Source organism: Paenibacillus validus NBRC 15382, assembly GCF_004000985.1.
In the GTDB taxonomy this organism is placed as follows: domain Bacteria; phylum Bacillota; class Bacilli; order Paenibacillales; family NBRC-103111; genus Paenibacillus_G; species Paenibacillus_G validus.
This window is the reverse complement of sequence record NZ_BIMH01000003.1, coordinates 111,412-137,436: the sequence shown is the minus strand read 5'-3', so window position 1 is coordinate 137,436 and position 26,025 is coordinate 111,412. Positions and strand designations below refer to the sequence as shown.

The window sequence follows — 26,025 nt, the reverse complement described above, 5'->3', positions numbered from 1 at the left end:
TACTAGAGAATGAAGACAGATGCAGATAACTGGAGGAAGAGAACATGAGAATTGCAGTTGGAGGAGATCATGCTGGTTTCCCATTAAAGGAAACGGTTGTAACAGCTTTAAAAAGAATGGGTCATGAGGTTACGGATTTCGGATCATATGACAGCAATCCCGTCGATTTCCCGGATATTACCCGCACCGTATGTGCAGCAGTCCTCTCGGGAGAGGCGGAACGGGCCATTATGGTATGCGGTACAGGTGTAGGGGCATGCATCGCGGCTAACAAAATCCCGGGCATCCGTGCTTCCGTATGCCACGATATTTATTCTGCGCATCAGTGTGTGGAACACGATGATGTCAATGTGATGTGCGTAGGCGCACAAATTATCGGTCCTGTCATCGTCGTGGAACTGCTCGAAAGTTTCTTGAAGGCTGAATTCAGCACCGCAGAGGAGTTCCGGCGGAGAGTTGAAAAGCTGCATGAAATGGAGCGGCAGTTTACAGCGCCAAAGTAGAAGGCATCGTGACGCGGCGTTATCCAGATGTTGAAAGCGCATACAGATAAGCTTGTGAATCCGATAGGGTCCGGCGATTGTTTGAATGCGGGGCTGGCATCTCATCAATTATATAAATGGAGGGGAAGTCAATGAAGTCTAAAAAAGTCGTAATGCCCATCATTTCTGCTATGTTGGTTTTGGGGTTAACCGCCTGCGGAGCGCAAGACGCGAAGGACGATCCTGCAGCGAGCAACAAGAGCACGGACAAATCCGATAGCGGCGAGAAAGTGGAGCTGCGCGTAGCCTGGTGGGGAGGTCAAGCGCGCCATGATAAAATGAATAAACTTTTCGACTTGTTTGAACAAAAAAATCCAAATATCAAAGTTTCCCGTGAATTCACGACGGAGAACCAATACGCGGAGAAATTCACGACACAGGCGGCCGGAGGTAATGCGCCGGATGTGCTGCAGACAAGCAGCTTCTTCCAATTCGACTTTGTAAAGCGCAATATGATGCTCGAATTGGATCCGCTAGTCGCATCCGGGGATATCAACGTTTCCGATTTTGACCCTGTCGATGTAGACGGCGGTAAAGTAAATGGCAAGCTGTATGCGATCAGCCTCGGGCACAATATTAATGGGATCATCTATAACACGGAGATGTTCAAAAAAGCCGGTCTGGACATGCCTAAAAACAACTGGACCTGGGATGATTATGTCGCTACGGCGAAAGCGCTTCAAAAATCGCTGGGCAAGGATGCTTGGGCGAGTGAGGATGAGGGCGGCGTGTACAGGGTTCTGGAGCTCTTCGTTCAGCAAAGAGGCAAGTCAGTGTTTACCGAGAACGGGCTTGGTATAGATAAACAGGATTTGACGGACTGGTTTACGTTCTGGGATCAAATGCGAAAAGACGGCTTAACCCCGCCTCCGGCGATTCAATCGGAACAAGGGGATAAAACGCAGGAACAGTCGATGCTTGCGCGCGGCAAGGTAGCGATGATCACCAAAAGCTCCAATCAGCTGAAAATTTATCAAGGCAGCGCCAAAGACGAGCTCGGCATCGTCAGTTATCCGATGGATCCGAACGGACAAAAGAAAATTCCACTGATCGTGGCTTCGCTGGGCATTTCCGCAAAAACGAAGCATCCGAAGGAAGCGGCTAAACTGATCAACTTTGTCGTTAACGATCCGGATGCGGCTAATATCTTTAAGGGAGAGCATGGTCCGCAGGCCTCCAAGAAAATGCAGGAAGTGATCAAGCCGCTGCTTGGCAAGCCGGAGGAGAAGGAATACGCGTTCGTTAATGAAATGATGCCGACCACGAAGCCATATCCAACCATGCCGGGCGGAAGCACATCGGTTCAGAAGCTGCTGCTATCTAACAATGAAGCGATAGCGTTCGGCAAGAAGACCATTCCGCAAGCGGTTGACGAATTCTTCGCACAGGCGAATCAGGTTCTGGGCCGATAAGTCCATTGATAAGTCATTAATAGGGCTGGAGCTCGGGGAGCTAACGCCCTGAGCTCCAGCCGCATACAGAGGAGATTTCATGCCATGCCGATAATTTCGAAAAGCAAACGATGGTTATGGATCCTACCATACCTCTTTCTTGCACCTTGGTTGATCGGACTGCTGGTGTTCAACGCCATCCCGATTCTCAGTTCCTTATATCTCTCATTTACGAACTACAATTTCGTGTCCTCGCCGAATTGGATCGGATTGAAAAACTATGTGACCATGTTTGGCAAGGATCCGCAGTATTTGCAAGCATTGAAGGTTACGGTAACTTATGTGCTCGTTGCCGTGCCGCTAGAGCTGGCCTTCGCCCTTTTCTTGGCGCTGGTGCTGAATAAGGGAATACGGGCACTCGGTTTTTACCGGGCGGTTTATTATGTGCCTTCGTTGATCGGGGGAAGTGTAGCGATTGCCATTCTGTGGCAGCAGGTGTTCGGGGAGCGCGGTATCGTCAACCAAGTGTTGAGTTTGATCGGAATCGATATGCCAAGCTGGGTAGGCACGCCCGATTATGCCATCTGGTCGATTATTTTTCTCAAGGTGTGGCAGTTTGGTTCCCCGATGGTTATCTTTCTGGCTGGGCTCAAGCAAATTCCGCCAGACTATTATGAAGCTTCTTCCCTGGATGGTGCAGGCAAGTGGAGTCAATTCTATCATGTCACACTGCCGATCTTGTCCCCTATCGTATTGTTTAATGCCATCATGCAGATCATCAGTTCGTTTCAAGCCTTCACGCCGGCGTATATTATCAGTAACGGTACGGGTGGGCCTGTGAATTCGACACTGTTCTATACGCTGTATTTATACCAGAACGGCTTCGGTAACTTTCAGATGGGCTACGCCTCCGCGATGGCCTGGGCGCTTCTCGTCATCATTGCTTTCTTTACAGGGTTGATCTTTATTACCTCGAAAAAATGGGTTCATTACGGCGATTAGGAGTGACAGATATAATGGCAATGAGGGTTCAGGTTCAAAAGCTGCTGCTTCACGCACTCATCATCGCAGGGTTCATCATCATGCTGTACCCGATCCTATGGATGATCATCAGTTCATTTAAACCGACGGAAACCATTCTGACAGATAACAGCCTTTGGCCGAGAAACCTGACACTTTCGAATTATATCAAAGGGTGGAAAGGTACATCGGGCACTACGTTCACGACCTTTTATATGAATTCTCTGCTTATGGTCGGGCTGGCCGTCGTTGGCAATATCATATCCTGCTCGCTTGCGGCGTATGCCTTTGCACGGCTGGAGTTCAAAGGGAAGAAAGCGATGTTTGCCCTGATGTTGATGACGATGATGATTCCCATGCATGTGCTGGTTGTTCCGCAATATATTATTTTCAATAAATTGGAATGGGTCAATACGATACTTCCTATCGTCATACCGAAATTTTTTGCCGTTGAAGGATTTTTCGTGTATCTTACCGTGCAATTTATTCGCTCCCTGCCGCGAGAGCTGGATAAAGCGGCAACCGTAGACGGATGCGGACCGATTAGTATTTATACGCGGATTATTTTGCCGTTAACCACTCCGGCCATCGTGACCACGACGATTTTTACATTTATTTGGACTTGGAACGACTTTTTCAGCCAGCTTCTTTATCTTAGCAGCGTGAAGAAATATACGGTGACGCTTGCGCTTCGGATGTTCACTGATGCGGGCGGAGAGGCTGCGCTCGGTTCGTTGTTTGCCATGTCGGTGCTGTCCATTATACCGGTATTCTTCATCTTCTTATTTTTCCAGCGATATATCGTCGAGGGAATTGCAACGTCCGGTATTAAATAAATCCGGTATATCCGGTTTGACGCTTGTCACAGGCAGGAGGAGTTTTGTGCCGCTTACTAACGATGACATGGTATCGAAACGAACCTGCATGCCCTTGGTTCCTATACAAACAACGATTTATTATGGGTGGTACATCGTGCTGATCAGCGGATGGGCCATCTTCTTCTCCGGACCAGGCCAAGCCTATTCCAATGCTGTCTTTATCGAGTCTTATATGGCACAATTCCATATGGACCGAACAACGGTTTCGAGCATTTACTCGCTAGCAACGATGATCGCCGGGATTCTTTTGTTTGGTGTGGGCAAATTGACCGATCGCTACGGCCATAGAGTGATGATGACATGGACTGCTGTTTTGCTGGGACTGGCTTGTTTGTGGAACAGCTTTGCGGCAGGTACGGTTACTCTCTTTATCGGATTTTTGATGATACGATTATTTGGACAGGGATCGATGTTTTTAATTCCAAATACGTTGGTTTCCCAATGGTTTGTAAAGCGCAGAGGCCGGGCTTTAAGTTTTGCCGGTCTGGGAGGATTGCTGGGCGCGGCTGTCTTTCCGCCAGTGAATAACTGGTTGATTGAAGCCTATAGCTGGCAGACGGCATGGAGGGTGCTGGGAGCCGCCATATTATGCTGTTTCGCTCCTGCAGCCTTTTATTGGGTGCGAAATAAACCGGAGGATGTCGGGTTGCTGCCGGATCATGCATCGTCGGATTCGGATCAAGAATCTTCGCACAGCTCTGCCGGCGAAGATTCTTGGACGTTATCGGAGGCCATGAGAACAAGAGCCTTCTGGTTTATACTGGTTTGCACCGCGATACCGGCTATGGTCTACGGCGGAATTACCATTCAAATTTTCTCGATCTTGAACGAACACCAGATCGATCGGATGACAACCGCCTTTATCTTAAGCTTCGTTCCTTTGATCAGCTTCATATGCTCGTTGTTTGCGGGCTTTATTGTGGAACGCGTCCGGGTTCACACGATGCTCGGCTTAACCTTTGGATTAAACATGCTGACCCCGGCTCTGCTGATTACCGCGCAGTCGGAAACAATGATATACCTCTTTGCCATGATATGGGGAGCCGGTCAAGGGTTGGTGAATGCGCCTCTTAGCGTCATATGGCCGAATTACTTTGGCCGCAAGCATTTGGCGAAGATTAACAGCGTGACAACGACCGCAATGGTTTTCGGTTCTGCACTAGGCCCCATTCAGCTGGGGTGGGCCTACGACCATATCGGGAATTACAACCCCATTCTATGGATGATGGTCATCTTCTGGGCCATCGGGGCGCTGCTTGCTTTCTCAGCTCCGCCGCCTGCAAGAATTCCGTAGACCGCGCACAGTTTGTGAGCGTGAGGCCGCATTGCCGATCTAACTCGGCGAGATCATAAGCTTAATGTTGAAATCGGTTAATATTTTATCGAAAGGCGGCTTCGGTTCGGCGTCCGTGATCAGGATATCGATAGGGTCGAACGAGCATACGCGGTGGAAAAGATGCTTATCAAATTTGGCTGAATCGGCCAGCACAATGATTTGGTTTGCTCTTTTGATCATCTCTCTTTTCATGTAGGCTTCCTCCACCGTAGGGGCGAACAAGCCTTCGGTCGAAATGCCGCACGTGCCGAGGAAAAGTTTATCCACTCTGATGTCGGCTAGCATTTCGATGGCGCGAGGGCCGAAAGCGTAGCGGTGCCAAGTATTCAATTGCCCGCCCAACAGATGGGTGGTGGTTTGAGGCTTCTCACACAGGATGGCTGCGATATCGATGGAATTGGTCACAATTACGTTATTTTGGGTCGTCAAAAATTCAGCCGTATATTGCGTTGTGGTGCCTGTATCCATAAGCAGATAATCGCCGTCCTGGATAAGCGAAGCTGCCGCAAAAGCGATGGAGCGTTTGTTTTCCGTGTCGCCCAACCGCTCCTTGTAGCTGCTAATATGTTTAGTTAGAGAAGGCAGCATAGCTCCTCCGCGGATACGAACGATTAAGCCATCCTGCTCCATTTTCACCAAATCGCGTCTAGCCGTATCGTAAGAAACCCCATACATGGAGCAAAGCTTTTCCATGCTGATCTTCGCATTCAGTTTCAAATAATCCACGATCGCTTTTATTCGTTCCTCTTGATTCATGCGCAGCCCACCCTTTAACCGAATGTCTCCCTTCATTGTATAATCAGCTGCTTGTTTCTTCAATCTCAGCATATAGCACAGTTCTTTGTAGAAGCGAGCTAGCTGAACCAGGAGAATTGCGAAAATTGTCGTGTTGTGTCAAATTCCCTCTTGAAAACGCAGGAAAGAGTGTGTACTATAACATGGTATAACTTCAAACGACTCGTATAATTTTGGGGATATGGCCCATAAGTTTCTACCGGATGACCATTGTAATCGTCCGACTATGAGTGAGAGCGCATCTAGGGTTCCGTTTCTTTTGCTTTGCGGAAGAAGGACTGGTCCGAGTGATGCAGACACTTTACGTGTTACACCATAAGGGATAAAAGCCCGGAAGGATAGGCTTCACTTGAGAGAAATAGCTCAGGGAGTCTGTCCTTTTTGTTATTTTGGAGAAGGAGCGGGACATGTAGCATGAAATTACTTGAAGAGCGCATACGTCAAGAGGGACTCATATTGTCCGATACGGTGCTGAAAGTCGATTCATTTTTGAATCATCAGGTCGATACGCAGCTGGCGCTGGAGATCGGGCGGGAATTCGGGCGGATATTTGCCAATGAGCCGATTACCAAAGTGCTGACCATTGAAGCCAGCGGTATTCAATTTGCGATGGCGGCGGGGATCGCGCTTGGCGTTCCTTTTATTTATGCCAAGAAAAAGAAAGCCGTCACGCTCTCCGAGAATGTGTATGCGGCATCCGTGCATTCATTCACCCGGCAGGAGACGTACCAGGTCAGCGTCTCTCAGAAATACTTGGGCCCGAACGATAAAGTGCTGATTGTGGACGATTTTCTCGCTACGGGCGCAGCTCTTGTGGGGCTCGTCGATATCGTGAGAGAAGCGGGAGCGGAGCTGCTGGGTGTCGGCTGTGTGATTGAGAAAAGCTTTCAAGAAGGTCGCGCCCTGCTGGAGCAAAAGGGTGTGCGCGTTCACGCCCTGGCCCGGATCGCCTCGATGTCGCCAGGTGAGGTTCGCTTTGTAGAAGACGAAGACGATACGTCAATCCATCAGATGAAGGAGAATGCAGGATGTTAAGCAAACAGAAAGTGGTTACCCTGGGCTTTCAGCACGTGCTGGCGATGTATGCGGGCGCTGTCATCGTGCCGCTGATTGTGGGTGGAGCGCTTAAGCTGAACGGCACCCAGATGGCTTATCTGATCGCAGCCGATTTATTTACATGCGGGATCGCGACGATTTTACAAGTCATGGGAACGAAGTATTTTGGCAGCAGACTGCCTGTTATTTTGGGATGCACCTTCACTGCGGTTGGCCCGATCATTGCGATTGCCTCCGCTTCGAATCTGGCTACCGCGTACGGAGCCATTATTCTGTCTGGCTTGTTCGTTGTTTTGGCCGCACCGCTATATGGCAAAATGCTAAGGTTTTTCCCTACGATTGTGACCGGCTCCGTGGTAACGATTATCGGGCTTTCCTTAATTCCGGTGGCGATGAACAATGCGGCAGGCGGCCAGGGAAGCGCCGATTTCGGCCAGCTGCATCATTTGCTGCTTGCGCTAGGCACGCTTCTCGTTATTTTAATCGTTAACCGTCTGGCTACCGGATTTTTGCGTTCCATTTCCGTGCTCGTAGGCTTGGTGGCCGGAACGGCTGCCGGGTATGCCATGGGTATCGTTCACTTCTCATCCGTTGCGGAAGCGTCGTGGGTTAGCATTGCGCAGCCGTTCTACTTCGGCGTTCCCCAAATCAGCATCACGGCTATTTTCACGATGATTATCGTCAATATTGTCAGTATGGTGGAGTCCACCGGCGTTTATTTTGCAGTAGGGAAAGCGACTGAACAGAAGGTCGAGAAGAAGCAGATTGTGAACGGCCTGCGTTCCGAAGGTCTTGCTATTATGCTCGGCGGAATTTTCAACGCATTTCCATACACGGCTTTCTCCCAAAATGTCGGGCTGATCTCGCTGACCCGCGTTAAATCCCGGGATGTTATTTTTGCTGCGGGAGGCATCATGGTTATTTTGGGCCTGCTGCCTAAGCTGGCGGCTTTAACGACAGTCATCCCCAGCGCCGTGCTTGGCGGCGCGATGATCGTCATGTTCGGATCGGTTGCGGCCTCGGGCATCTCGATTTTGTCAGAAGTTGATCTGCGCAAGGATGGCAACCTGCTGATTGCCGCATGCAGCATCGCTGTCGGCCTGGGCTCGGCGACGCTGCCGCAAATGTTCGACCAACTGCCGGCTTTTGCGAAAATGCTCATGCAAAACGGCATCGTATCCGGTTCCTTGACCGCTATTTTGTTGAATCTGTTCTTATCCAAGCAGAAGGACGCCTCGTCTGCTGTCCTGAAGGACGCCTAACCAGGTTATACTTCAGCAGGATGATGGACGTATCGGCCATGCTCCGGAATCGCCAGCTTATCGAAATCGCGGGCCAGCCTGGCCAGTCCCTGCTCAAGCTCTTCCCCGAACATAGGGATGCCGTGTCCTGTAACGGCGAAGAGCGGTTTGAGAGCTTCCAAGCGTTTGACGGATGCCCAGGCCTTGTCCCACTCCACGGTAAAATAAGCGGGAGGTCCATGAATTTCTGCACGTTGCGTGATGACGGCGAGCGCTGATTCTTGCTTGACTGTAATAAAAGCATCCCCGGCTATGAGCGTCCGGTCCGATTCGCGGAATAAGGAAACATGCCCCTCCGTATGTCCGGGTGTGTGAATCCATTGCCAGCCGGGCATCACGGGGATGCTGCCATCATCCGGCAGCGCTTGAGCCCGCTCACCGATATCGATGCCTTTACGAGGATAAAGAGGCGATATTTGCGACATCAAGCCGCCTCCGACGGTTGGATCAGGCTCGGGGTAATCCGCCTTCCCCGTAAGATAGGGGAGTTCTTTTTCGTGAGCATATACCGGAACGTCCCAGAGCTCCAATAAATCTGCAAGTGACCCGACATGATCAAAGTGTCCGTGGGTCAGTACAATGGCTCGCGGCTGAACGGAACGAAACCGTTTTTTCGCGGTATCTGCAATATTATCGGCAAACGTATAGACACCCGCATCCACCAACACCCAGTCATCGCTCCCCGGTTCTCCGACAAAAACGACATTCGCTATTAATGTTCTCATGTACAGCATATCTTCAGGCCCTGCATCCATTTTTTACATTCCCTCCATTCATGTGGTTAGGATGTGCGGCTTCATCCGAATTATTCCCCTCTTTCGTTCAGGAAGCCCCGACTGCCCCATGGATAGGAAAAAAAAGCACCTCTTCCAACGTTTCGTCAGAAGAGGTGCTTGGTTCATGATTAGATGACACCTTGCGCGATCATAGAATCCGCGACTTTAAGGAATCCGGCAATGTTGGCGCCTACCACGAGATTACCGGGATGCCCGTATTCCTCAGCGGCGTTGACGGAGTTTCTATAAATATTTTTCATAATTTGATGGAGCTTGTCATCGACTTCATGGAAGGACCACGAATATCTCATGCTGTTTTGCGACATTTCGAGCGCAGAAACCGCTACGCCACCCGCATTGGCGGCTTTGGCGGGTCCGAATAACACACCGGCTTTTAAGAATACGTCGATGGCATCGAGCGTGGAAGGCATGTTGGCGCCTTCGCCGATGGCTTGAACACCGTTCGAGACCAATATTTTGGCGGAGGTCTCATCGATTTCGTTTTGCGTAGCGCAAGGCAGCGCGATATCGCATGGAATCGTCCAGATGTTTTGGCAGCCTTCCGAGTAGATCGCGTCCGGATGCTCCTTCACATACTCGCTGAGGCGTTTTCTTTCGACTTCCTTCAATCTCTGTACCGTCTCGAGATTGATTCCGTTTTTGTCATAGACGTACCCGTTAGAATCGCTGCATGCAACGACTTTTGCGCCTAACTGGGTGGCCTTTTGGATCGCGTAAATCGCTACGTTGCCTGATCCGGAAACGACAACCGTGCTTCCCTCAAAGCTTAATCCCTTCGATTTCAACATCTCATTAACAAAATAAACGGTACCGTATCCGGTAGCTTCCGTACGTGCCAAGCTGCCGCCGTATACAATGCCTTTACCTGTCAGCACGCCCGCTTCATTGCCGCCGCGGATTCGTTTATACTGGCCGAACATGTACCCGATTTCTCTGGCGCCTACGCCGATGTCGCCGGCAGGCACGTCCGTATCGGGGCCGATATATTTAAACAATTCGGTCATGAAGCTTTGGGTAAACCGCATAATTTCTCCATCGGATTTCCCCTTCGGATCGAAATCCGATCCGCCTTTGCCCCCGCCGATCGGTTGGCCGGTAAGGGAATTTTTAAAGATTTGTTCGAATCCGAGGAATTTAATAATGCTGGCGTTGACGGAAGGGTGGAATCTCAATCCGCCTTTGAAAGGCCCGATCGCGCTATTAAATTGTACGCGGAATCCGCGGTTCACTCTTACAATCCCTTGGTCGTCTACCCAAGGTACCCGGAAGCTGATCAATCGCTCCGGTTCAACGATTCTCTCCAGAATGCCATGTTCCTTATACTTCGGATGCTTGGCGATAACGGGGATTAGGGATTCGAGGATTTCTTTGATTGCCTGATGAAACTCGCTTTCATGAGGATTGCGTTTGACGACGGTTTCGTATACGTCCTGAACGTAATCTCTTGCGTTCACTTCTTCTTGACTCATCGTTTGAAGAATACTCACTGTTGTTCAACCACCTTCATAAAATTAATTCATATCAAGCCTATGGCAAGTAAGAAACTACTATTTATTATTTTTACACAGGATGAAGAATGCGGCAACAATTATTTACACCGCTTGTTAAGTATACAGTTTTGTTACAAAAAAACAACTCCAAATTTGTGAAAAGAAATCAGGAATAACAAGTCCAAATAGGGAAAACCTAACAGGGAATAAGGGTTGGAGGTAATCAATGGCTTACAATACTCCTCAACGGGTCGCGGAATTAAGCATCGAGGCAGGCAAGCGCAAAATAAGTTTGCCCCTTCCAACGCTGTTGTCCCTCGGTTTTTTGGCCGGCGCATTTATCGCTTTAGGCTTTTTATTGGATATTCGTGTCAGCGGGAGCATGCCCAAGGAGTGGGGGAGCTTGTCCGGGTTTCTAGGGGCGGCTGTGTTCCCGTTAGGTCTCGTTCTTACCATCGTCGGCGGCGGGGAGCTCCTGACCGGGAATATGATGCTGGTAACGATGGCGATGCTTGCCGGGCAAGCTTCATTTCGTCAACTTCTGCGGAATTGGTTTTGGATCACCGTGAGTAACTTTCTGGGCGCTGTTTGTGTAGCGTTCCTTTTCGGTCATGTGGTCGGGTTAACGGCCGAAGGTCCATTCCTGGCGAAAACGCTGTCGATTGTCGATGCGAAGCTGGGTGAAACTTTTCTTCAGGCGTTTGTATCCGGCATCGGGTGCAATTGGCTGGTCGGACTGGCCGTCTGGCTTTCCTATTCGGCCGACGATGTCACAGGGAAGATTGTGGCCATATGGTTTCCAATCATGGGTTTTGTAGCTATAGGCTTTCAGCATGTGGTCGCGAATATGTTTATCATTCCGGCTGCAATTTTTGCAGGTCATGCCAGCTGGGCCGATTGGGGCAGTAATTTCATTCCTGTCTTTCTGGGCAATGCGGTTGGAGGTTCGCTATTCGTTGCGCTCGTGTATTGGATCTCCTATATCAGAGGTACGCAGGAGAGAAGCAGGTAGCAGCCTGCCGGTAGAACGTGCGGGAGGTTTTGCAAAAAATAATCGAAAAACTCCCGGCCAAGCGACGGTATGCTCAGCCGGGAGTTTCTTTGTAACGGTCCTCGTTATTTCACTAAGGCTTTAACGATATGATCCATCGTGATTTCGTTGGCTATGAGGCCGCTGATCGTCCAGGGACTCGGATCGGCCATCTCATACACGTGACCGCCTTTGACCGCCTTGAGTCCTTTGTAAATCGCGCTCTGCTTCAGTTTGTCCAGACCGGCTTCTTCCGGCTTGCTGGCAAGGAACAGATGGTCGGCATCGAGATCGGCCAATGCTTCAAGAGCAATCGGTTTCCAGGTGTTCTCCGCCGCAGGCAGTTGTTGGATCATTTTCGGCTGAGCGACCGCGAGGTCACCGAACAGGACGTTCGCCGCAAACCGGTTATTCTCAAACAGATAGTACTGGTCGCCGATCACCCAAAGAATCGCGGCTGTTTGGTCGCCGATTGCCGCCTTGATCTTCTCCTTGGCCTGCTTGGCTTTCGCATCGTAACTGGCCAACTTATCGGCGGCTTCCTTATCTTTGCCGAGCAGCTGGCCCATGATCTGCAGCTGCTTCCGCCAGTCAGCGCTATCCGCATCTTTATAAATATAAGTCGGGGCGATTTTTTTATAGCTTTCGTACTGCCCGTTTTGGACAGCCGATGCCGAGCTGAAAATAATCAGGTCCGGGTCAGCTCCGATCGTTTGTTCGATCGGCAAATCCCAACCGATTGTAGGCACGCCTTTCAAATCGGTCTGCAGGTAATCGAGCACCGTAGCGCCGATCGACCATTGGGCCGCAGGTTTTACCCCCAGTGCTATCAGCGAATCTTCCAGGTGCGGCGCGAGGATGCGTTTGGCGTCTGCGGGAACGGTCACCTCGCCCATCGCGTCCGTTACTTTCAATTCCGCTCCAGCCTGTTTATGACTCTCGTTTACGCTTGTACTCTTGCCGTCATTGCTGCCGCATGCGGCCAGCAGGAATAAAGCGCAGATCATAAGAATGGTCGATCCTATCGTTTGTTTGCGAAATAGCATAGTGGCCTCCTTAGAATGTGTTTCCGACGATAATGATAACCATTCTCAAGATAATCGTCAACATCCATTAATTTCATAATCGGGCTATTTTATGCGAAAGTGATTGAAACAAGCGTTACATACTTTTATAATGATAATAATTCTCATCAGTACCCTATTAACGGTTTAGGAAGGTTGAATGTAATTGGCAACGAACCAGTTCGGACAAATCAAGGCACCCGCGGGGCGGGGGGCGCGAACCGGCTTGATGTTTTCCGTCGGCATCATTTGTGTCTTGTTGGCGCTGGCCCTTTCTCTTGTTTACGGGACGAAAAACTTGACGCTGGCAACCGTATGGGAGGCTTTGTTTCATTATGAAGCCGGTAATACGACTCACCAAATCGTCGGGGAAATCCGTTTGCCGCGGGCTCTGGCGGCCATATTGATTGGCGCTTATTTCGCGATATCGGGCGCTATTATGCAGGCGATGACAAGAAACCCGCTCGCGGAGCCCTCGCTCCTAGGGGTTTCTTACGGGGCGGCGTTCGCTCTCGTGATCACGATGACGCTGTTCCCGAGCGTTTCGGCGCTTGGGGCGACAGCCGCTTCGATGATCGGCGCGGGGCTCGCGGCCTTCTTTGTTTTTACGATTACCTCCGTCTCCAAAGGGGGGATTACGCCGGTCAAGCTGGCTCTTGCCGGTGTGGCGATCGGCATGTTTCTGAGCTCGCTCACTTCCGTGGTGGCGCTGCATTTTAACGTGTCGAAAGAGATGAGCTTCTGGTATGCCGGCGGATTGGCCAATACCGATTGGAAGGCGGTTCGGATGCTTGCGGCAGCCGGTGCGATCGGCATTCCGCTGGCCCTCCTGCTCGCCCGCTCGTTAACGCTGTTCAATCTGGGAGTGGAAGTGACGAAGGGACTGGGCATCCATGTGATGCTGGTTAAAATACTCGGGGTCTTCGCGGTGCTGCTGTTAACGGGCAGCTCGGTTGCCGTAGCGGGGGCGGTCGGCTTTGTAGGACTGGTTGTCCCTCATATCAGCCGCATGCTGGTCGGGCCGGACTACCGCTTCCTGCTTCCGGTTTCCGCCGTGCTGGGCAGCTTTCTGCTGGTGCTGGCCGATGTAGGGGCAAGGATGATCAGTCCGCCGTACGAAACGCCGGTTGGCGTAGTGACAGCCGCCATGGGCGTGCCGTTCTTCCTGTATTTAGTCCGAAGAGAAGGGGGACGGTTCTCATGAACAGCATGCCGGGTAAATTTGGTTGGACGATGCTGGCGCTGGCGGTGCTCCTCTTTCTTGTCGCTTTAGTCAGCCTGAACCTCGGCGCCGTTTCGCTGTCACCCGGCGAAGTATTCCGGACGCTCATCGGCAGCGGAAGCGAGAAACAGCAGCTGATCCTGCTGCACATTCGGCTGCCTTCCATCGTGCTGGCGCTCCTCGTTGGCGCCGGCATGGCGGTTTCCGGGGCTATTTTGCAAAGCGCGGCGCGCAACGAACTGGCGGATCCCGGCGTCCTGGGGATTAATGCGGGAGCGGGGTTAGCGGTCGTCGTTTATATCACCTTGTTTCAAACTGCAACCGGAGGGCTGAGCACGCTAAGCACGTTCATGCTGCCGCTCTTTGCTTTTGCCGGGGCCTTATTGACCGCAGTTTTCATTTTCGTATTTGCCTGGAAGCGCGGACTTCAAGCCACTCGTCTCATTCTGGTCGGGATAGGCATCAACGCCGGTCTGAGCGCTATCCTGATTGCCCTGCAGCTGAGGCTGAATCCGCTTGACTTCATGAAAGCGGCGGTCTGGCTGTCGGGCGATTTGTGGACGACGCAGTGGTCGTTTGTATGGGCGCTGCTGCCTTGGTATACGGTGCTGCTTCCGTACACGCTGTATAAAGCTCATACGCTTAATGTATTAAATTTGGGCAGTCCGGTGGCGATGGGACTCGGTGTTCGTGCAGACCGGGAGCGCCTCATCCTTCTCGTGCTGGCGGTGGCGCTGGCGGGTCTCGGTGTGGCTGCCGGGGGAGGAATCTCCTTCCTGGGCCTCATCGCTCCCCATATCGCCCGCCGCCTTGTCGGGCCCAGACATCAGATGCTGCTGCCGACAGCGGCGCTGTTGGGCTCGCTCATCCTGCTGCTGGCGGATACGATTGGAAAAAACGCCTTGCCGCCCACCGAGATTCCCGCCGGACTGGTCATTTCCATGGTTAGCGCACCGTATTTTGTGTATTTGCTGATGAGAGTGAAGTAAGGCGGATGACGATGACCATTTTTGACCAGAAGACGGAGGAATTCAACCATGGACGGTAGCGATATTTTTGAACTTTCCATTCGTTCGCAGAACGAGTTAAGAGAGCTGGTAGGGACGCCTCACCAAGCGGTTGTAAAGAAAAGTGTTGCTCAGTTAGATGAACGTACCCAGGATTTCATCTCCATGTCGCCACTTGTATTCATTTCGACCAGCAGCGCAGAAGGGAAATGCGACGTTTCCCCCCGGGGGGATCAGCCGGGATTTGTGCACATTCTGGATGAGCGTCGATTGATGATCCCCGAAAAACCGGGCAACAGACGGGGGGATTCAATGTTTAACATTTTATCCAACCCTCATGCCGGACTTCTCTTTCTCATCCCCGGACTCCATGAAGTGCTGCGGATTAATGGACGTGCCTGTGTAGTCAAAACCGCTGACGTTATGCCAAAGTGGCCCGCGAACCAAGAGCCTCCTTTACTTAGCGTTGTGGTTGAGGTGGAGGAATGTTTTATCCATTGCTCCAGAGCTTTAAACAAATCTCAAATTTGGGATGTTGACACGTGGCCTTCGAAAGAGAACTTGCCTTCAGCAGCGGAGATGTTTCAAGCTCACTTGAAGATCAATGGCTACACACTGAAGGAATAGCCTTCGTCCTTGAAAGGGAACAAGGATGAAGGCGTTCGGATATCAGGTCCGATGCGCAATCTGCGGAAATATATTTCTCATTGTGCGGTAAGCGGTAAGGGCACCTGTTGAGGGTGCCTTATTTGTTTTTTCCATGATGCGGGGAAGCTTCCGGGGCAAGAAGGTATAGGCAGCTTTGGAATCTCCGCCGATGGAAGCGGGATGGGGCCTGCATGTGGCCAAGGGCTGCAAAGAAAAAGGAGAAAATCAGTAACAAGAGCGGAGCCTCCTTCATAAATTGCAGTATATGTTGGATGGTGCGTTTGCCTAAAGCTCGTGCTTCCTGCACATTCCTGTTACGCGGAAAACTCCAACTAAACTAAATTTTCGGAGGTTAAATCATGGATGATTTCAAAAAAGAGCTTCAACAATTGAAAATTAGTGAATTCCAAGCAGGCGAGATGGTACCTATGGAGTACCAAGGCCAGTACGATCCGGCTCGACTATGCGGCTTCCAGTGCGGCGGAGGCGGCTTCCGATGCGGCTGCGGCGGTTTCCGTTGTGGCTGTGGCGGCTTCCGGTGCGGCTGCGGCGGCTTCCGGTGCGGCTGCGGCGGCTTCCGATGCGGCTGCGGTGGCTGCGGTGGCTGCGGCGGCTGCGGCGGTTGTGCCCACCGTTGTTTCGCAGGCTAGTTTTCTGAAGGAAACCGCGGCTGGTATTGCAGAAAAGGCAACCCCTGCGCAGACCATGCATTTGTTTCGCAGGGGTTTTTTCTCAACAAGAAAAAGATTAGGCAAGTGGGACAACAAGCCGTACATAAGATAAAGATAAAACGTGAGGGCACAGCTTATAAAGCTGCTCGCGGTAAGGAGGAGCGGAATGACGGGTTTGAATCCTTCTATGCGTCTGAAAGTGAAAGGGGATACGTTTTTTCTTCCTGATCCAGATGGCCATGTCTATTTTCGAAATAACTCAGGCTCGTTCAAGTTGGAAGGCAGTACGATCGATCAATGGATCGAGAAGCTGATCCCGGTGTTCAACGGCAAGTACACGTTGGACGATTTGACGAACGGATTACCGGAACCGTATCGGGATCGGGTGTATGAAATCGCAGGAAAAATGTACGAAAACGGTTTTGTCCGGGATGTGAGTCAAGACCGCCCGCATCAATTGCCGGACGAAGTTCTCCAAAACTTTGCCCCGCAAATTGAATTATTGGACAATTTCGGCGATTCGGGCGCGTACCGTTTCCAATCCTATCGGGAAGCCCCGGTATTGGCGGTCGGCTCAGGTTCCTTCCTGGCCTCGCTCGTTGCGGCGTTGTTCGAATCCGGCATGCCTAAGGTCCACGTGCTGATCACGAAGTCGGAGCCGGCCCACCGGTGGCGGTTGGCGGAACTGGAGGCGCATGCCCGCAGAGCCGATCCCGAGGCGGCGCTTGTAGAGGTTGGCCTGCAAGAGAGCTGGCGCGAAGCCGTGCAGCCGTTTCATTCGATTCTGTATGTGTCGGAGGAGGGCAATACCGAGGAACTGAGGGCTCTTCATGCGGTTTGCCGAGCTGAGAAGAAGGTGTTTCTCCCCGCCATGTGTATGCAGCAGGTCGGTTTCGCCGGCCCTGTGGTGCACCCGGACTCCGAGGGGTGCTGGGAGTCGGCTTGGCGCCGGATACACCGGTCCGCCATCGACAAAGACCCGCAGCTGCACCCGTTTTCTTCCGTAGCGGGAGCGATGCTCGCGAATGTCATTGTGTTTGAGCTGTTTAAAACGGTTACGGGCATGACCGAAGCGGAATTGTACAATCAATTCTTCCTCCTTGATCTGGAGACGCTGGAAGGCGGCTGGCATACGTTCGTCCCCCATCCGCTGGTGACCGGACGTTCCGCCGTCCAATGGGTTCAAGATCTCGATGTGCGGCTCGAACACAGCAAGGACGGGGATGAATCCGGGGGTTTGCTTCCTTTCTTTAACCAGCTGACATCGCCGCAATCGGGCATTTTCCACAGTTGGGAGGAGGGCGACTTGAAGCAGCTGCCGTTGGCGCTATGCCGCGTCCGGCCGGCCGATCCGCTCTCGGAGGGGCCGGTTATGCCGCTGCCGGACATCATTGCTGCGGGACTGACGCATGAGGAAGCGCGAAGGGAAGCGGGACTGGCCGGGATCGAAGCGTATCTGTCGCGTATGGTCCGGCCGCTGGCAGAGGGTAAGCTTGTGCAACCGCATGAATTCGTCGGTGTGGGAGCAGGGGCAACCGTCGCGGAAGGCGTTAGCCGCGGGCTGCGTCATCGTTTGGACGAGGAACTGCGCAAGCGGCAAGAGGAGCGGCAGACAACGGTCATTCCGCTGCGGCTTCGAGCGGTAGAGGATGACCGCTGCCGGTATTATTTACAGGCGTTGACTACCTTGCAAGGAGAACCGATGATCGGGCTGGGGGAGGAACTGTGCGGATTCCCCGTAGCGTGGATCGGAACGGGCGGTCGCTGGTACGGCAGTGCAGGGTTGAATGCGACGCTGGCCTTGCGGCAAGCCTTGCAGCAGGCGCTGCTGAAGGTACAACATCCGGCGGCGCGTCTGACGCAAGCCGTCGAGGTGTTATCCCTGCAGCCTGAAAGAAACGCACGGCAAAGCCTCGTGATTTCCCCGTGTGAAGACGGGGAGCAGTCGAAGGTATTGCAATCGGCCCTGCAGGTCTTGAAGCGGAATCAGAAGCGGCTCGAAGTCTTCGAGCTGACGGCGGAACCGTTGTGGGAAGAGGAGCTGGCGGGTGCGTTCGGCGTGGTATGGCGAGAGGAGGAGCATCAATGAGCGCTGTCGTCGCGGTTGTCGGAGATGGACTGTTGGCCGACTATGTATGCAGCGAGTTGTCCGCCCAATATCAGGTCGTTCGTCAAACAGGCTTGAGAGATGGCATCCCGCAAGCAGCGGAGTTGGCGTTGCTGCTGCATGATGCGTGGCATCCCTCCGCGTATCATGAGGCCGAAGAGGTGTTCCAGTCGGCCGGCATTGCCTGGTTACGGGGCTTTGTCCACTTCGGCGAGGGCCTCATCGGACCGCTGGTTCGCCCGGGTATCCCCGGGTGCTCGCAGTGCGCCGACATGCGGCATCTGATGGCGGGGCGAGACCGCAAGGAAATGTGGGAGCTGCGGCAAAGCTTGGCTGCGCACGAGGGCTTCCGCCGCGATGCGTGGGCGTCTCGCACAGGACTGCTGCAGGCGGCTCACCTGCTCGCGGCGGAAGCCCGGCGAGCGCTTCAGGGAGAACCGGCCTTACTGGGAGACAAGGTATATGCCATCAACCTGAAAACGCTGCGCAGCTCGCTTCACTTCTTCCTGCCCAACCCGCTTTGTTCCGTTTGCGGGCAAGTGCCCGACGATTCGCCGGAAGCTGCGCACATTTCGCTGCAGCCTAATCCGAAGAGCAGCCCGGACAGCTTCCGCTGCCGTCCGCTGGACGAACTGAAGCAAGTTTTGCTCAAAGACTACTTGGATTACCGGACCGGCCTGTTGAACGGAAAAATGGTAGATCTCGTGTCGCCGTTTGCCGATGTAACGGTGAACCAGCCGCTGTTCACGGGCGATGAAGTTTCGGCGGGCCGGACGCACTCCTATGCGGAAAGCGAGCTGACCGCCGTTCTGGAGGCTTTGGAGCGCTACGGCGGCGTTACTCCCCGGGGCAAGCGGACCGTCATCCGCGACAGCTTCAGCCGTCTGCGGGACCAAGCGCTCAACCCTTTCCAGGTTGGCGTGCACGACAAGGCGCAGTATGAGCGTCCCAGGTTTCCGTTCAAGCCGTTTCATCCCGATCGTAAAATCGACTGGGTATGGGGCTATTCGTTCCTGCAGGAACGGCCGATTCTCGTTCCGGAGCTGCTCTCCTATTACAGCTTGGGCTGCGGACACGGCTTCGTTTATGAAACCTCCAACGGCTGCGCCTTGGGCGGAAGCCTGGAGGAAGCTATATTTTACGGTATTTTGGAGATCGTGGAGCGCGATTCCTTCTTGCTGACCTGGTACGCGCAATTGCCGCTCCCGCGCCTCGAGCTTCGTTCAGCGGACGACGAGGAGCTGCAGTTGATGGTCGAGCGTGTGCAGGCCGTGGCGGGATTCGATCTGCATGTATTTAACGCGACGATGGAGAACGGGATCCCCAGCGTCTGGGCCGTGGCGAAAAACAGGAAGCCAACCGGGCTGAACCTCATCTGTGCAGCAGGATCCCATCTGGACCCGATCCGGGCGGTGAAAGGCGCGATTTACGAGTTGGCCGGTATGATGCGGACGATGGACGAGAAATTTGAGGCAAACCGGGAGGAATATGCGCGAATGCTCCAAGATTCGTCCCTGGTGCAGCAGATGGAACACCACTCCATGCTGTACGGTTTGCCGCAGGCGGAAGAACGCCTGCACTTTTTGCTCGATGAGAAGCGCCCGCTGCGAACCTTTAACGAGGAATTCAAGCCAAGGGAGAGACGGGCCGATCTGACTGATGATCTGATGAGTTTGATTCAAGTGTTCAACCGCTTGAACCTCGAAGTCATCGTCGTGAATCAGACGACGGCGGAGATGAGGCGAAACGGACTGCACTGTGTGAAAGTACTGATACCGGGCATGCTGCCGATGACATTCGGACATCACTTGACGCGCTTGACAGGATTGGAAAGGGTGCTGCGGGTTCCGGCCGAACTCGGCTATGTGAAGCAGCCGCTCACACTTGAACAGCTTAATCCGCATCCGCATCCGTTTCCATAAACGCGAGTAGGAGGGAAAGATGAGTCTGGATGCCTTTCTGCGCCATCTGCATGTTGACATCGACCAGAACAAACCCGCGGACTGGGAGGTGGATTGGGAAGACGCACCGCTTGCCTATAAGCTCTACCGGGGGCTGCCTACGGTCCCGTTGTCTGCTGAAATCCCGCTGACGCTTGAGGGACGGGTATCGCCCTCGATGCCCGCTCTTCGCGAAATCGGTCATTTCCTCTGGTACACCTATGGACTCACGCAGTTCAGTCAATCCGTCTTTTGGTCGGATCCTGCGGAACAAACCGCGGATCTGAGCTCAACCTGCCGGCGGTTTGCCCCGTCCGGCGGGGGGCTGTATGCCAATGAATTGTACGTGTATCTGAAACTGGACGATTTGCCTGCCGGGGTATACCACTACGATGCCGCGCACCATCGCCTGGTCTTGCTGCGCGAAGGACATTTCGATTCGTATCTGGCCCGGGCTCTTGGCGGCCGCTGCGAGGTGTCGGCTTGTTTCGCCGCCGTTTTTGTGTCGGCGATGTATTGGAAAAACTTTTTTAAATACCATAATTTCTCATACCGCCTTCAAGGGCTGGATGCCGGCGTGCTGATCGGGCAGCTGCTGGAGGTGGCCAAACGCTACAAGTTTGCTTCGGGGGTTTACTTCCAGTTTCTCGACCGGGCTGTCAACCATCTTATAGGGCTCAACGAGAATGAGGAGAGCGTGTACGCCGTCATTCCTTTGTCCGTGGAGCCTGCGGTCACATGGTTCGGGGTCGGGAGCGACAGAGGCACGATGGGGTCGGCCACACAACTAGGCCAGGAGCTGCCTGCGGTTCGGCACGACCACTATGTGCGGTCGCGGAGAATGGTGGAGTACCCGATGCTGATCCGCATGAATGAAGCGTCCCGGCTGGATTCGAGGGAATCGTTCCGGCAGGTCGGGGAAGGACGAACCGCTGAGGGCGGGGATCGGGCGGTGGCCTTGCCTCTTGTGAAGCGATTGTCCTATGATCTGGCTTCGGCTTGCCGAAAGCGGTATTCGCCGGCGATGGATTTCGCGTTGGCCAAGGTAAGCCGGCTGCAAGTAGCCGCGCTGCTTCACGAGGCGACGGCATCCTTCCCGTATTGGAACGACTTGGATGGAGCGCATGGACGGCCGCCGGAGTCCCGGGTATCGCTGCATGGCTGTTTACATCATGTAGAAGGCGTCCCGGATGGCGCTTACCGCTATGACCGCTCAGCTCATGCGCTGCGGCCCATACGTCCCGGTGACCACCGGTTCCGGCTGCTGCAGGGGACGCCTCCAGACATTGTCAATCTGTTCCAGGTGCCGCTCTGCCTGCACGTATCGGGGGACAAGGAGCACTACAAGTCTGAACTGGGCTACAGAGGATACCGCATCCAACAGATGGAAGCGGGAATGCTCGTGCAGCGGTTACTGCTTGCGGCATCCGCTCTCGGGATGGGAGGACATCCGCTGCTCGCCTTTGATGCGGCTGTGTGCGATGAGATCTACCGGTTAACGCCGCAAGGCAAAACGAGTCTGATCCAAATCGCAGTCGGCCCGTATCGGCATCGCCCAAGGCTGCAAGGAGGTTTGCACGGCTAGTTATCCAAGGAAACTAGCCGCTATATTGGATAGGACTCAAGCCGACACCCGTAGTAGGGGTGTCGGCTTTCTTTAATCGATAAAGCCAGGATAAGCCGGCAAGAGGGATGGAGGGTAGGAGTTATCGTACCACAGCCCGTCATGCCACCAAGAGTAGCGGTGTTCGTGATGATCCCACGGATGGTGCCAGGCAGGCTCCGGCTGATCCCAATAGTCATGAACATAATCATCATGAAAATAGTAGTCATGATCGCGTACGTCTTGAAAGTAGTCCTCATACAGGATGTAGTCTTGACGAGGCCAAGGATAAATTGACGGTTGAGCCGGACCCGGCTGCATCGGCTGGTAGGATGGGGGGACTGCCAGGGGGTTCTGTCCGGATAGTTGTTGTTGATTCATGTTTTTCCTCCCGCGGTGAAGTTGAGCTTTGTCGCGCCGGATCTATGCCTCTCACTGCTTCGTACAGCCATGGATCCTTCGCTTAACATACTGCATCATATGCCGGCATGCGGGAAAAGGGCACTTATCCCTATACGCGGATGCCAAAAAAATCTTGAGCTGCAGGGGGAGTAAGAGTAATCTTAGAGAATAAATGTCATTATTCGGTTACCATTACGAAGAGGAAGAAGAGGAGATCAAGAATGAAAAACGGATCATGGGGAACGGCTATGGCCTCCATTCAATGGTTTATGTTTTTGCTTGCCGGATCTATAGCGTTTCCGATCATCATCGGTCATGCCTATCAACTGCCCGCCGATGAAATTTCCGGGTTCATGCAGCGCACGTTCCTTGTCGTGGGGGTATCGACTTTACTGGGGGGATGGTTAGGTCACCGCTTGCCTATCGTTGACGGTCCGGCCGGCATCTGGGTTGGGGTTTTTGTTTTAATGGGGCAGATGGCTTTCTTAAATCAACAGGATCCCATGGAGAACTTGCGGCTGCTGGAAGGCTCCATGCTGCTGGCGGGCACGATTTTGGCGGTCCTTGGGGCGGCGGGCTGGATGGAAAAGATGCTCAAGTTATTTACACCTCTGGTCAACGGGGTTTACTTGATCATCCTCACTTTTCAATTAAGCGGCGCCATGTTAAAGGGAATGATAGGGTTCAGCGGGACGTCGACCCCGATTGAACCGGGCAATGTCGCCGTTTCATTCTCCGTCTTCCTCCTGGTGCTGGCTCTCTCCATCTGGGGGAAAAGCTGGATGAAAAGCTATGCGGTCCTCACAGGGATGATTGCCGGGTGGGTGGTCTTTGTGCTGGTGAACGGGGGAGAAAGTATGCCCCGGGCGACGGCACTTGTATCCTTACCGGATCTATTCGCATGGGGATTGCCGCGGCTGGACGCAGGCACGTTCATTTCCTCGGTCATGGTCTCGCTTGTACTCGTTTCCAGTGTCATCGTTTCGGTATCCTCTATGCGGCAGGTTCTTAGTGAAAGAGAGCAGATGACAGGCCAACCTGTCGGCCGTGAAGGTCGTTTAGAGAAGGGCGGATTGATCAGCGGTGTATCGACAATCCTGGCGTCCGTATTTTCAACGATAGCAACCGTTCCCTTTTCCGTCTCTTCAGGCTTTGTGCGCACGACCGGTCAGACCCGGATGCTTCCGTTCTTTATCGCCTGTCTGGCGTTTGCCGCGGCTTCTTTTTTTCCGTTCGTATACGCGTTCCTCTCCACGCTGCCCGAGCCCGTTGCGAATGCAGCCATGCTGGCGTTGTTTTCACAGATGGTCGGGATTGGGATCAGCTCGGTCCTGAAAGAAACGTTGGATCAACGGCGTCTGACCATCCTTGGCCTTTCGCTTACGCTTGGAACAGGAGTTATGTTTTTGCCGCAAGCCGTTTTCTCCGGATTGCCGACGGTCTTGCAGTATATCATGAGTAACGGCGTGCTGGTGGGGATTTTGACCGCCTTGCTGCTCGAGCAGACGTGGCTTCCCAAGCAGGCGCCGGTCAGCGAGGGCATTCGTCCTTAACGGGCGCTTCTGGAGAGCAGAACCGGCACGGGGAAAGTCTGATTCATGGATGTGCACAACAAAGGACCTGGCCACTCGGCCAGGTCCTTCATATAGGTCACGTTTATGTTATTGCACGACCTCGGCTAAAATTTCATAGGATCGCAAACGGGCTTGATGATCATAAATTTGCCCGGCGACGATCAATTCGTCGGCCTGCGTTGCTTGAAGGTAAGCAGGCAATTCCTTCCGAATCGTCTCTTTATTCCCGGCAATGGTATAACTCAATTGTCTGCGAACCATAGCTTCTTCATGGACAGACCACAGAGCATCCATGCTTTCTACCGGAGGCTTCAAGGGGCCGGTGCCGCCGCGGATGAGGTTCAGGAATTGCTGCTCCTGTGACGTAGCCAGCTTACGGGCCTCTTCGTCCGTGTCCGCGGCAATGATGTTAATGCCAATCATGACGTAAGGCTTATCCAGCGCTTCCGATGGACGGAAATTGCTGCGGTACAGCTCTAAAGCCTGCTTGATATAATCCGGAGCGAAGTGGCTGGCGAAGGCGAAGGGAAGGCCCAGCTGGCCGGCCAGCTGGGCGCTGAAGCCGCTGGAGCCGAGCAGCCAGATCGGGATATTCAGACCTTCGCCGGGAATGGCGCGCACGCCCATCGGACGGGCGTCGGCGGCTGCCGGGTTCAAGTAGGCCCGGAGCTCGCTTAGCAGCTCGGGGAAATCATGACCGTCGCTTCCCAGACCGCGCCGCAGAGCCCGGGCTGTAAGCTGATCGGACCCCGGGGCTCTTCCGAGCCCCAGGTCAATGCGGCCCGGGTAGAGCGATTCCAGCGTCCCGAACTGCTCAGCAATGACCAGAGGAGCATGATTGGGCAGCATGATGCCGCCGGAGCCTACGCGGATCTTCTTGGTGCCCGCTGCGACATGGCCGATAACCAGCGATGTGGCCGAGCTGGCAATCCCCGGCATATTGTGATGCTCGGCAAGCCAGTAACGGTTATAGCCCCACTTTTCGGCATGCTGCGCGAGATCAAGCGTATTGCGGAACGAATCTGCCGCTGTACCGTTCACAACGATGGGGGCAAGATCCAAAATGGATATAAGCATCTTTCGTTACCTCCTAAGGTCTATGCATGTGTTCATGCGTATGGGTGGGAAAGTGGGGAAGGACGAATTGTCCAAGCTCTTCAAGCACATCGTCAGCCGGCCGGATCCCCAGGGAAAGAATGAGCGCGACGTGATTGACCCCGATTTCCCGGAAGCTTTCCAAGAGTTCAATCAGCAAGTTCCTGCCTAGCCGGTACCCCAGATGAATCGGGGTAGGCATTTCGTCCGGATCCTCGCTCAGATCGATGAATAACGACTGGGAGAACGGTTTAAACACGCCGGGTGTTTTCTCTTCGATGCATCTGCGCCATTCCGCAATGGACCGGGCCTGATTGGCCACGTTCCGGGGATAGTACACCCATCCGTCTCCATGCTCGGCAATCCATTCTATGGTTTGTTGGCTGTAGCCCGTAATGAAGGTAGGCACCCTTCCGGCCGGTTTGGGAATCAGGTTTACATTTCCTTGCATGACGCCGAGAGGTGAGGAAATGATAGGGAACGATTCCGAAATAACCCTTTGCAAATAAGCAAAGGATTCCCGGAAGAGCTCGGATCGATCGGCATGAGAAACGCCTAGAGCCGGAAAATCGTACATGCGGTCTCCGGACGAAACGCCAAGGATCAAACGCTGCTGAAACAATTGATCTAAAGAAGCCGCCATTTTTGCAACCCGTGCCGGAGGATGAAGCGGCAATACAACGCTGCCGGTGGCAAGCGCTATCTGGTTGGTGCCCGCAGCGATATAGGTCAAATAAATCCACATATCATACAGATGGCCCGCATCGCCGAAAGAGGGATCATGCAGAAGAACATCGCGAAACCAGAGCGCGGAGAAGCCTAACTCGTCTGCGCGGCGAGCCAGTTGAGCCTGGTTTTCCATGGTCGGAATGTCACGGCCTTTATGAGCTTCAATCGGGATAAAGAAACCGAGGGTGAGCTTATCTTTGGCATACATTTGCTTATATGCTCTATTTTGTTCAATTGAATTCATTGTATTCGCCCGCTCCCATCCACGAATTTACAAACTCACATATCTACATATCTAAATTTTTAGATATATTAAACGCAATATAT

23 protein-coding genes and 1 riboswitch are annotated in these 26,025 nt (G+C 53.2%); of the genes, 16 read left to right on the top strand and 7 right to left on the bottom strand.

The window, feature by feature from the left end; translation table 11 throughout:
* Positions 1 to 44: 44 nt before the first annotated feature.
* From rpiB to PVA01S_RS03600, 5 genes are all read left to right on the top strand, one after another.
* A complete protein-coding gene (gene rpiB, locus PVA01S_RS03620) occupies positions 45 to 503 on the top strand; it encodes a ribose 5-phosphate isomerase B (RefSeq protein WP_054796132.1) in 459 nt (152 codons plus the stop codon).
* Positions 504 to 634: 131 nt separating this feature from the next.
* Positions 635 to 1,954 carry an ABC transporter substrate-binding protein gene (locus PVA01S_RS03615; RefSeq protein WP_164751726.1) on the top strand — a complete coding sequence of 440 codons (1,320 nt, stop codon included), beginning with the start codon at positions 635 to 637 and terminating at the stop codon, positions 1,952 to 1,954.
* Between the two features lie 84 nt (positions 1,955 to 2,038).
* Positions 2,039 to 2,935, top strand: coding sequence for a carbohydrate ABC transporter permease (locus PVA01S_RS03610; RefSeq protein ID WP_127605242.1), 897 nt, complete (start codon positions 2,039 to 2,041; stop codon positions 2,933 to 2,935).
* A 14-nt stretch (positions 2,936 to 2,949) separates the two neighbouring features.
* Positions 2,950 to 3,789, top strand: coding sequence for a carbohydrate ABC transporter permease (locus tag PVA01S_RS03605; protein WP_127605240.1), 840 nt, complete (start codon positions 2,950 to 2,952; stop codon positions 3,787 to 3,789).
* Positions 3,790 to 3,835: 46 nt separating this feature from the next.
* Positions 3,836 to 5,125 carry an MFS transporter gene (locus PVA01S_RS03600; protein WP_127605238.1) on the top strand — a complete coding sequence of 430 codons (1,290 nt, stop codon included), beginning with the start codon at positions 3,836 to 3,838 and terminating at the stop codon, positions 5,123 to 5,125.
* A gap of 39 nt (positions 5,126 to 5,164) precedes the next feature.
* Here the strand turns inward: PVA01S_RS03600 and PVA01S_RS03595 are convergent, their stop codons facing one another.
* Entirely contained in the window at positions 5,165 to 5,923 is a 759-nt protein-coding gene (locus PVA01S_RS03595) for a DeoR/GlpR family DNA-binding transcription regulator (protein WP_054796143.1), read from the bottom strand.
* A gap of 182 nt (positions 5,924 to 6,105) precedes the next feature.
* Positions 6,106 to 6,209: riboswitch (purine riboswitch) on the top strand.
* Between the two features lie 167 nt (positions 6,210 to 6,376).
* Here PVA01S_RS03595 and PVA01S_RS03590 point away from each other — a divergent pair.
* Together PVA01S_RS03590 and PVA01S_RS03585 are read left to right on the top strand one after the other, a co-directional pair.
* Positions 6,377 to 6,997, top strand: a complete 621-nt coding sequence (locus tag PVA01S_RS03590) for a xanthine phosphoribosyltransferase (RefSeq protein ID WP_054796137.1) — start codon at positions 6,377 to 6,379, stop codon at positions 6,995 to 6,997.
* The gene (locus PVA01S_RS03585) at positions 6,991 to 8,280 is read left to right on the top strand and encodes a nucleobase:cation symporter-2 family protein (protein WP_054799227.1); all 1,290 of its coding nucleotides are present in this window, start codon (positions 6,991 to 6,993) and stop codon (positions 8,278 to 8,280) included. Before PVA01S_RS03590 ends, PVA01S_RS03585 begins: the two co-directional genes overlap by 7 nt.
* Before the next feature lie 5 nt (positions 8,281 to 8,285).
* Here PVA01S_RS03585 and PVA01S_RS03580 read toward each other — a convergent pair whose 3' ends face one another.
* Together PVA01S_RS03580 and gdhA are read right to left on the bottom strand one after the other, a co-directional pair.
* On the bottom strand, positions 8,286 to 9,074 hold the full coding sequence (locus tag PVA01S_RS03580) for an MBL fold metallo-hydrolase (protein WP_127605236.1): 789 nt from the start codon (positions 9,072 to 9,074) through the stop codon (positions 8,286 to 8,288).
* 149 nt (positions 9,075 to 9,223) lie between these two features.
* The gene (gene gdhA / locus PVA01S_RS03575; protein ID WP_054799229.1) at positions 9,224 to 10,585 is read right to left on the bottom strand and encodes an NADP-specific glutamate dehydrogenase; all 1,362 of its coding nucleotides are present in this window, start codon (positions 10,583 to 10,585) and stop codon (positions 9,224 to 9,226) included.
* 247 nt (positions 10,586 to 10,832) lie between these two features.
* Between gdhA and PVA01S_RS03570 the strand changes: the two genes are divergently transcribed.
* Entirely contained in the window at positions 10,833 to 11,618 is a 786-nt protein-coding gene (locus PVA01S_RS03570; RefSeq protein ID WP_127605234.1) for a formate/nitrite transporter family protein, read from the top strand.
* Between the two features lie 104 nt (positions 11,619 to 11,722).
* On the opposite strand, the gene PVA01S_RS03565 is transcribed toward PVA01S_RS03570, so the two are convergent.
* Entirely contained in the window at positions 11,723 to 12,682 is a 960-nt protein-coding gene (locus PVA01S_RS03565; RefSeq protein ID WP_127605232.1) for an ABC transporter substrate-binding protein, read from the bottom strand.
* A gap of 184 nt (positions 12,683 to 12,866) precedes the next feature.
* Here PVA01S_RS03565 and PVA01S_RS03560 point away from each other — a divergent pair, with 184 nt between their 5' ends.
* The 7 genes from PVA01S_RS03560 to PVA01S_RS03535 all read left to right on the top strand — a co-directional run bounded on the left by PVA01S_RS03560 (position 12,867) and on the right by PVA01S_RS03535 (position 21,880).
* A complete protein-coding gene (locus PVA01S_RS03560) occupies positions 12,867 to 13,904 on the top strand; it encodes a FecCD family ABC transporter permease (protein ID WP_244932886.1) in 1,038 nt (345 codons plus the stop codon).
* Positions 13,901 to 14,911: a FecCD family ABC transporter permease gene (locus tag PVA01S_RS03555; protein WP_127605230.1), complete on the top strand. Its 1,011-nt coding sequence runs from the start codon at positions 13,901 to 13,903 to the stop codon at positions 14,909 to 14,911. Before PVA01S_RS03560 ends, PVA01S_RS03555 begins: the two co-directional genes overlap by 4 nt.
* Positions 14,912 to 14,959: 48 nt before the next feature.
* The gene (locus PVA01S_RS03550) at positions 14,960 to 15,556 is read left to right on the top strand and encodes an MSMEG_1061 family FMN-dependent PPOX-type flavoprotein (RefSeq protein ID WP_127605228.1); all 597 of its coding nucleotides are present in this window, start codon (positions 14,960 to 14,962) and stop codon (positions 15,554 to 15,556) included.
* Between the two features lie 420 nt (positions 15,557 to 15,976).
* On the top strand, positions 15,977 to 16,360 hold the full coding sequence (locus tag PVA01S_RS26450; RefSeq protein WP_164751725.1) for a hypothetical protein: 384 nt from the start codon (positions 15,977 to 15,979) through the stop codon (positions 16,358 to 16,360).
* A gap of 54 nt (positions 16,361 to 16,414) precedes the next feature.
* Positions 16,415 to 18,337 (top strand): putative thiazole-containing bacteriocin maturation protein, encoded by a 1,923-nt coding sequence (locus PVA01S_RS03545; protein WP_127605226.1) that lies wholly within the window; start codon positions 16,415 to 16,417, stop codon positions 18,335 to 18,337.
* The gene (locus PVA01S_RS03540; RefSeq protein ID WP_127605224.1) at positions 18,334 to 20,277 is read left to right on the top strand and encodes a TOMM precursor leader peptide-binding protein; all 1,944 of its coding nucleotides are present in this window, start codon (positions 18,334 to 18,336) and stop codon (positions 20,275 to 20,277) included. The genes PVA01S_RS03545 and PVA01S_RS03540 overlap by 4 nt, the downstream gene beginning before the upstream one ends.
* 19 nt (positions 20,278 to 20,296) lie before the next feature.
* Entirely contained in the window at positions 20,297 to 21,880 is a 1,584-nt protein-coding gene (locus PVA01S_RS03535) for a SagB family peptide dehydrogenase (protein ID WP_127605222.1), read from the top strand.
* Positions 21,881 to 21,952: 72 nt separating this feature from the next.
* On the opposite strand, the gene PVA01S_RS03530 is transcribed toward PVA01S_RS03535, so the two are convergent.
* Complete coding sequence (locus PVA01S_RS03530) at positions 21,953 to 22,279, bottom strand: hypothetical protein (protein WP_127605220.1); 327 nt, start codon at positions 22,277 to 22,279, stop codon at positions 21,953 to 21,955.
* A 242-nt stretch (positions 22,280 to 22,521) separates the two neighbouring features.
* Here PVA01S_RS03530 and PVA01S_RS03525 point away from each other — a divergent pair, with 242 nt between their 5' ends.
* Positions 22,522 to 23,853, top strand: a complete 1,332-nt coding sequence (locus tag PVA01S_RS03525; protein ID WP_127605218.1) for a purine/pyrimidine permease — start codon at positions 22,522 to 22,524, stop codon at positions 23,851 to 23,853.
* Between the two features lie 108 nt (positions 23,854 to 23,961).
* Here PVA01S_RS03525 and PVA01S_RS03520 read toward each other — a convergent pair whose 3' ends face one another.
* Together PVA01S_RS03520 and PVA01S_RS03515 are read right to left on the bottom strand one after the other, a co-directional pair.
* Entirely contained in the window at positions 23,962 to 24,951 is a 990-nt protein-coding gene (locus PVA01S_RS03520) for an LLM class flavin-dependent oxidoreductase (RefSeq protein ID WP_054797229.1), read from the bottom strand.
* A gap of 13 nt (positions 24,952 to 24,964) precedes the next feature.
* Positions 24,965 to 25,942 (bottom strand): LLM class oxidoreductase, encoded by a 978-nt coding sequence (locus PVA01S_RS03515; RefSeq protein ID WP_127605216.1) that lies wholly within the window; start codon positions 25,940 to 25,942, stop codon positions 24,965 to 24,967.
* Positions 25,943 to 26,025: the final 83 nt, after the last annotated feature.

What these genes read in the sequence shown, in the direction of transcription:
- PVA01S_RS03580 (WP_127605236.1), bottom strand. Translation starts at nt 9,074, where the DNA reads ATGGATGCAGGGCCTGAAGATATGCTGTACATGAGAACATTAATAGCG.
- PVA01S_RS03570 (WP_127605234.1), top strand. Translation starts at nt 10,833, where the DNA reads ATGGCTTACAATACTCCTCAACGGGTCGCGGAATTAAGCATCGAGGCA.
- PVA01S_RS03540 (WP_127605224.1), top strand. Translation starts at nt 18,334, where the DNA reads ATGAGCGCTGTCGTCGCGGTTGTCGGAGATGGACTGTTGGCCGACTAT.
- PVA01S_RS03545 (WP_127605226.1), top strand. Translation starts at nt 16,415, where the DNA reads ATGACGGGTTTGAATCCTTCTATGCGTCTGAAAGTGAAAGGGGATACG.
- PVA01S_RS03565 (WP_127605232.1), bottom strand. Translation starts at nt 12,682, where the DNA reads ATGCTATTTCGCAAACAAACGATAGGATCGACCATTCTTATGATCTGC.
- PVA01S_RS03550 (WP_127605228.1), top strand. Translation starts at nt 14,960, where the DNA reads ATGGACGGTAGCGATATTTTTGAACTTTCCATTCGTTCGCAGAACGAG.
- PVA01S_RS03520 (WP_054797229.1), bottom strand. Translation starts at nt 24,951, where the DNA reads ATGCTTATATCCATTTTGGATCTTGCCCCCATCGTTGTGAACGGTACA.
- gdhA (WP_054799229.1), bottom strand. Translation starts at nt 10,585, where the DNA reads ATGAGTCAAGAAGAAGTGAACGCAAGAGATTACGTTCAGGACGTATAC.
- PVA01S_RS03535 (WP_127605222.1), top strand. Translation starts at nt 20,297, where the DNA reads ATGAGTCTGGATGCCTTTCTGCGCCATCTGCATGTTGACATCGACCAG.
- PVA01S_RS03555 (WP_127605230.1), top strand. Translation starts at nt 13,901, where the DNA reads ATGAACAGCATGCCGGGTAAATTTGGTTGGACGATGCTGGCGCTGGCG.
- rpiB (WP_054796132.1), top strand. Translation starts at nt 45, where the DNA reads ATGAGAATTGCAGTTGGAGGAGATCATGCTGGTTTCCCATTAAAGGAA.
- PVA01S_RS03610 (WP_127605242.1), top strand. Translation starts at nt 2,039, where the DNA reads ATGCCGATAATTTCGAAAAGCAAACGATGGTTATGGATCCTACCATAC.
- PVA01S_RS03585 (WP_054799227.1), top strand. Translation starts at nt 6,991, where the DNA reads ATGTTAAGCAAACAGAAAGTGGTTACCCTGGGCTTTCAGCACGTGCTG.
- PVA01S_RS03515 (WP_127605216.1), bottom strand. Translation starts at nt 25,942, where the DNA reads ATGAATTCAATTGAACAAAATAGAGCATATAAGCAAATGTATGCCAAA.
- PVA01S_RS03530 (WP_127605220.1), bottom strand. Translation starts at nt 22,279, where the DNA reads ATGAATCAACAACAACTATCCGGACAGAACCCCCTGGCAGTCCCCCCA.
- PVA01S_RS03605 (WP_127605240.1), top strand. Translation starts at nt 2,950, where the DNA reads ATGGCAATGAGGGTTCAGGTTCAAAAGCTGCTGCTTCACGCACTCATC.
- PVA01S_RS03590 (WP_054796137.1), top strand. Translation starts at nt 6,377, where the DNA reads ATGAAATTACTTGAAGAGCGCATACGTCAAGAGGGACTCATATTGTCC.
- PVA01S_RS03525 (WP_127605218.1), top strand. Translation starts at nt 22,522, where the DNA reads ATGAAAAACGGATCATGGGGAACGGCTATGGCCTCCATTCAATGGTTT.
- PVA01S_RS03595 (WP_054796143.1), bottom strand. Translation starts at nt 5,923, where the DNA reads ATGAATCAAGAGGAACGAATAAAAGCGATCGTGGATTATTTGAAACTG.
- PVA01S_RS03615 (WP_164751726.1), top strand. Translation starts at nt 635, where the DNA reads ATGAAGTCTAAAAAAGTCGTAATGCCCATCATTTCTGCTATGTTGGTT.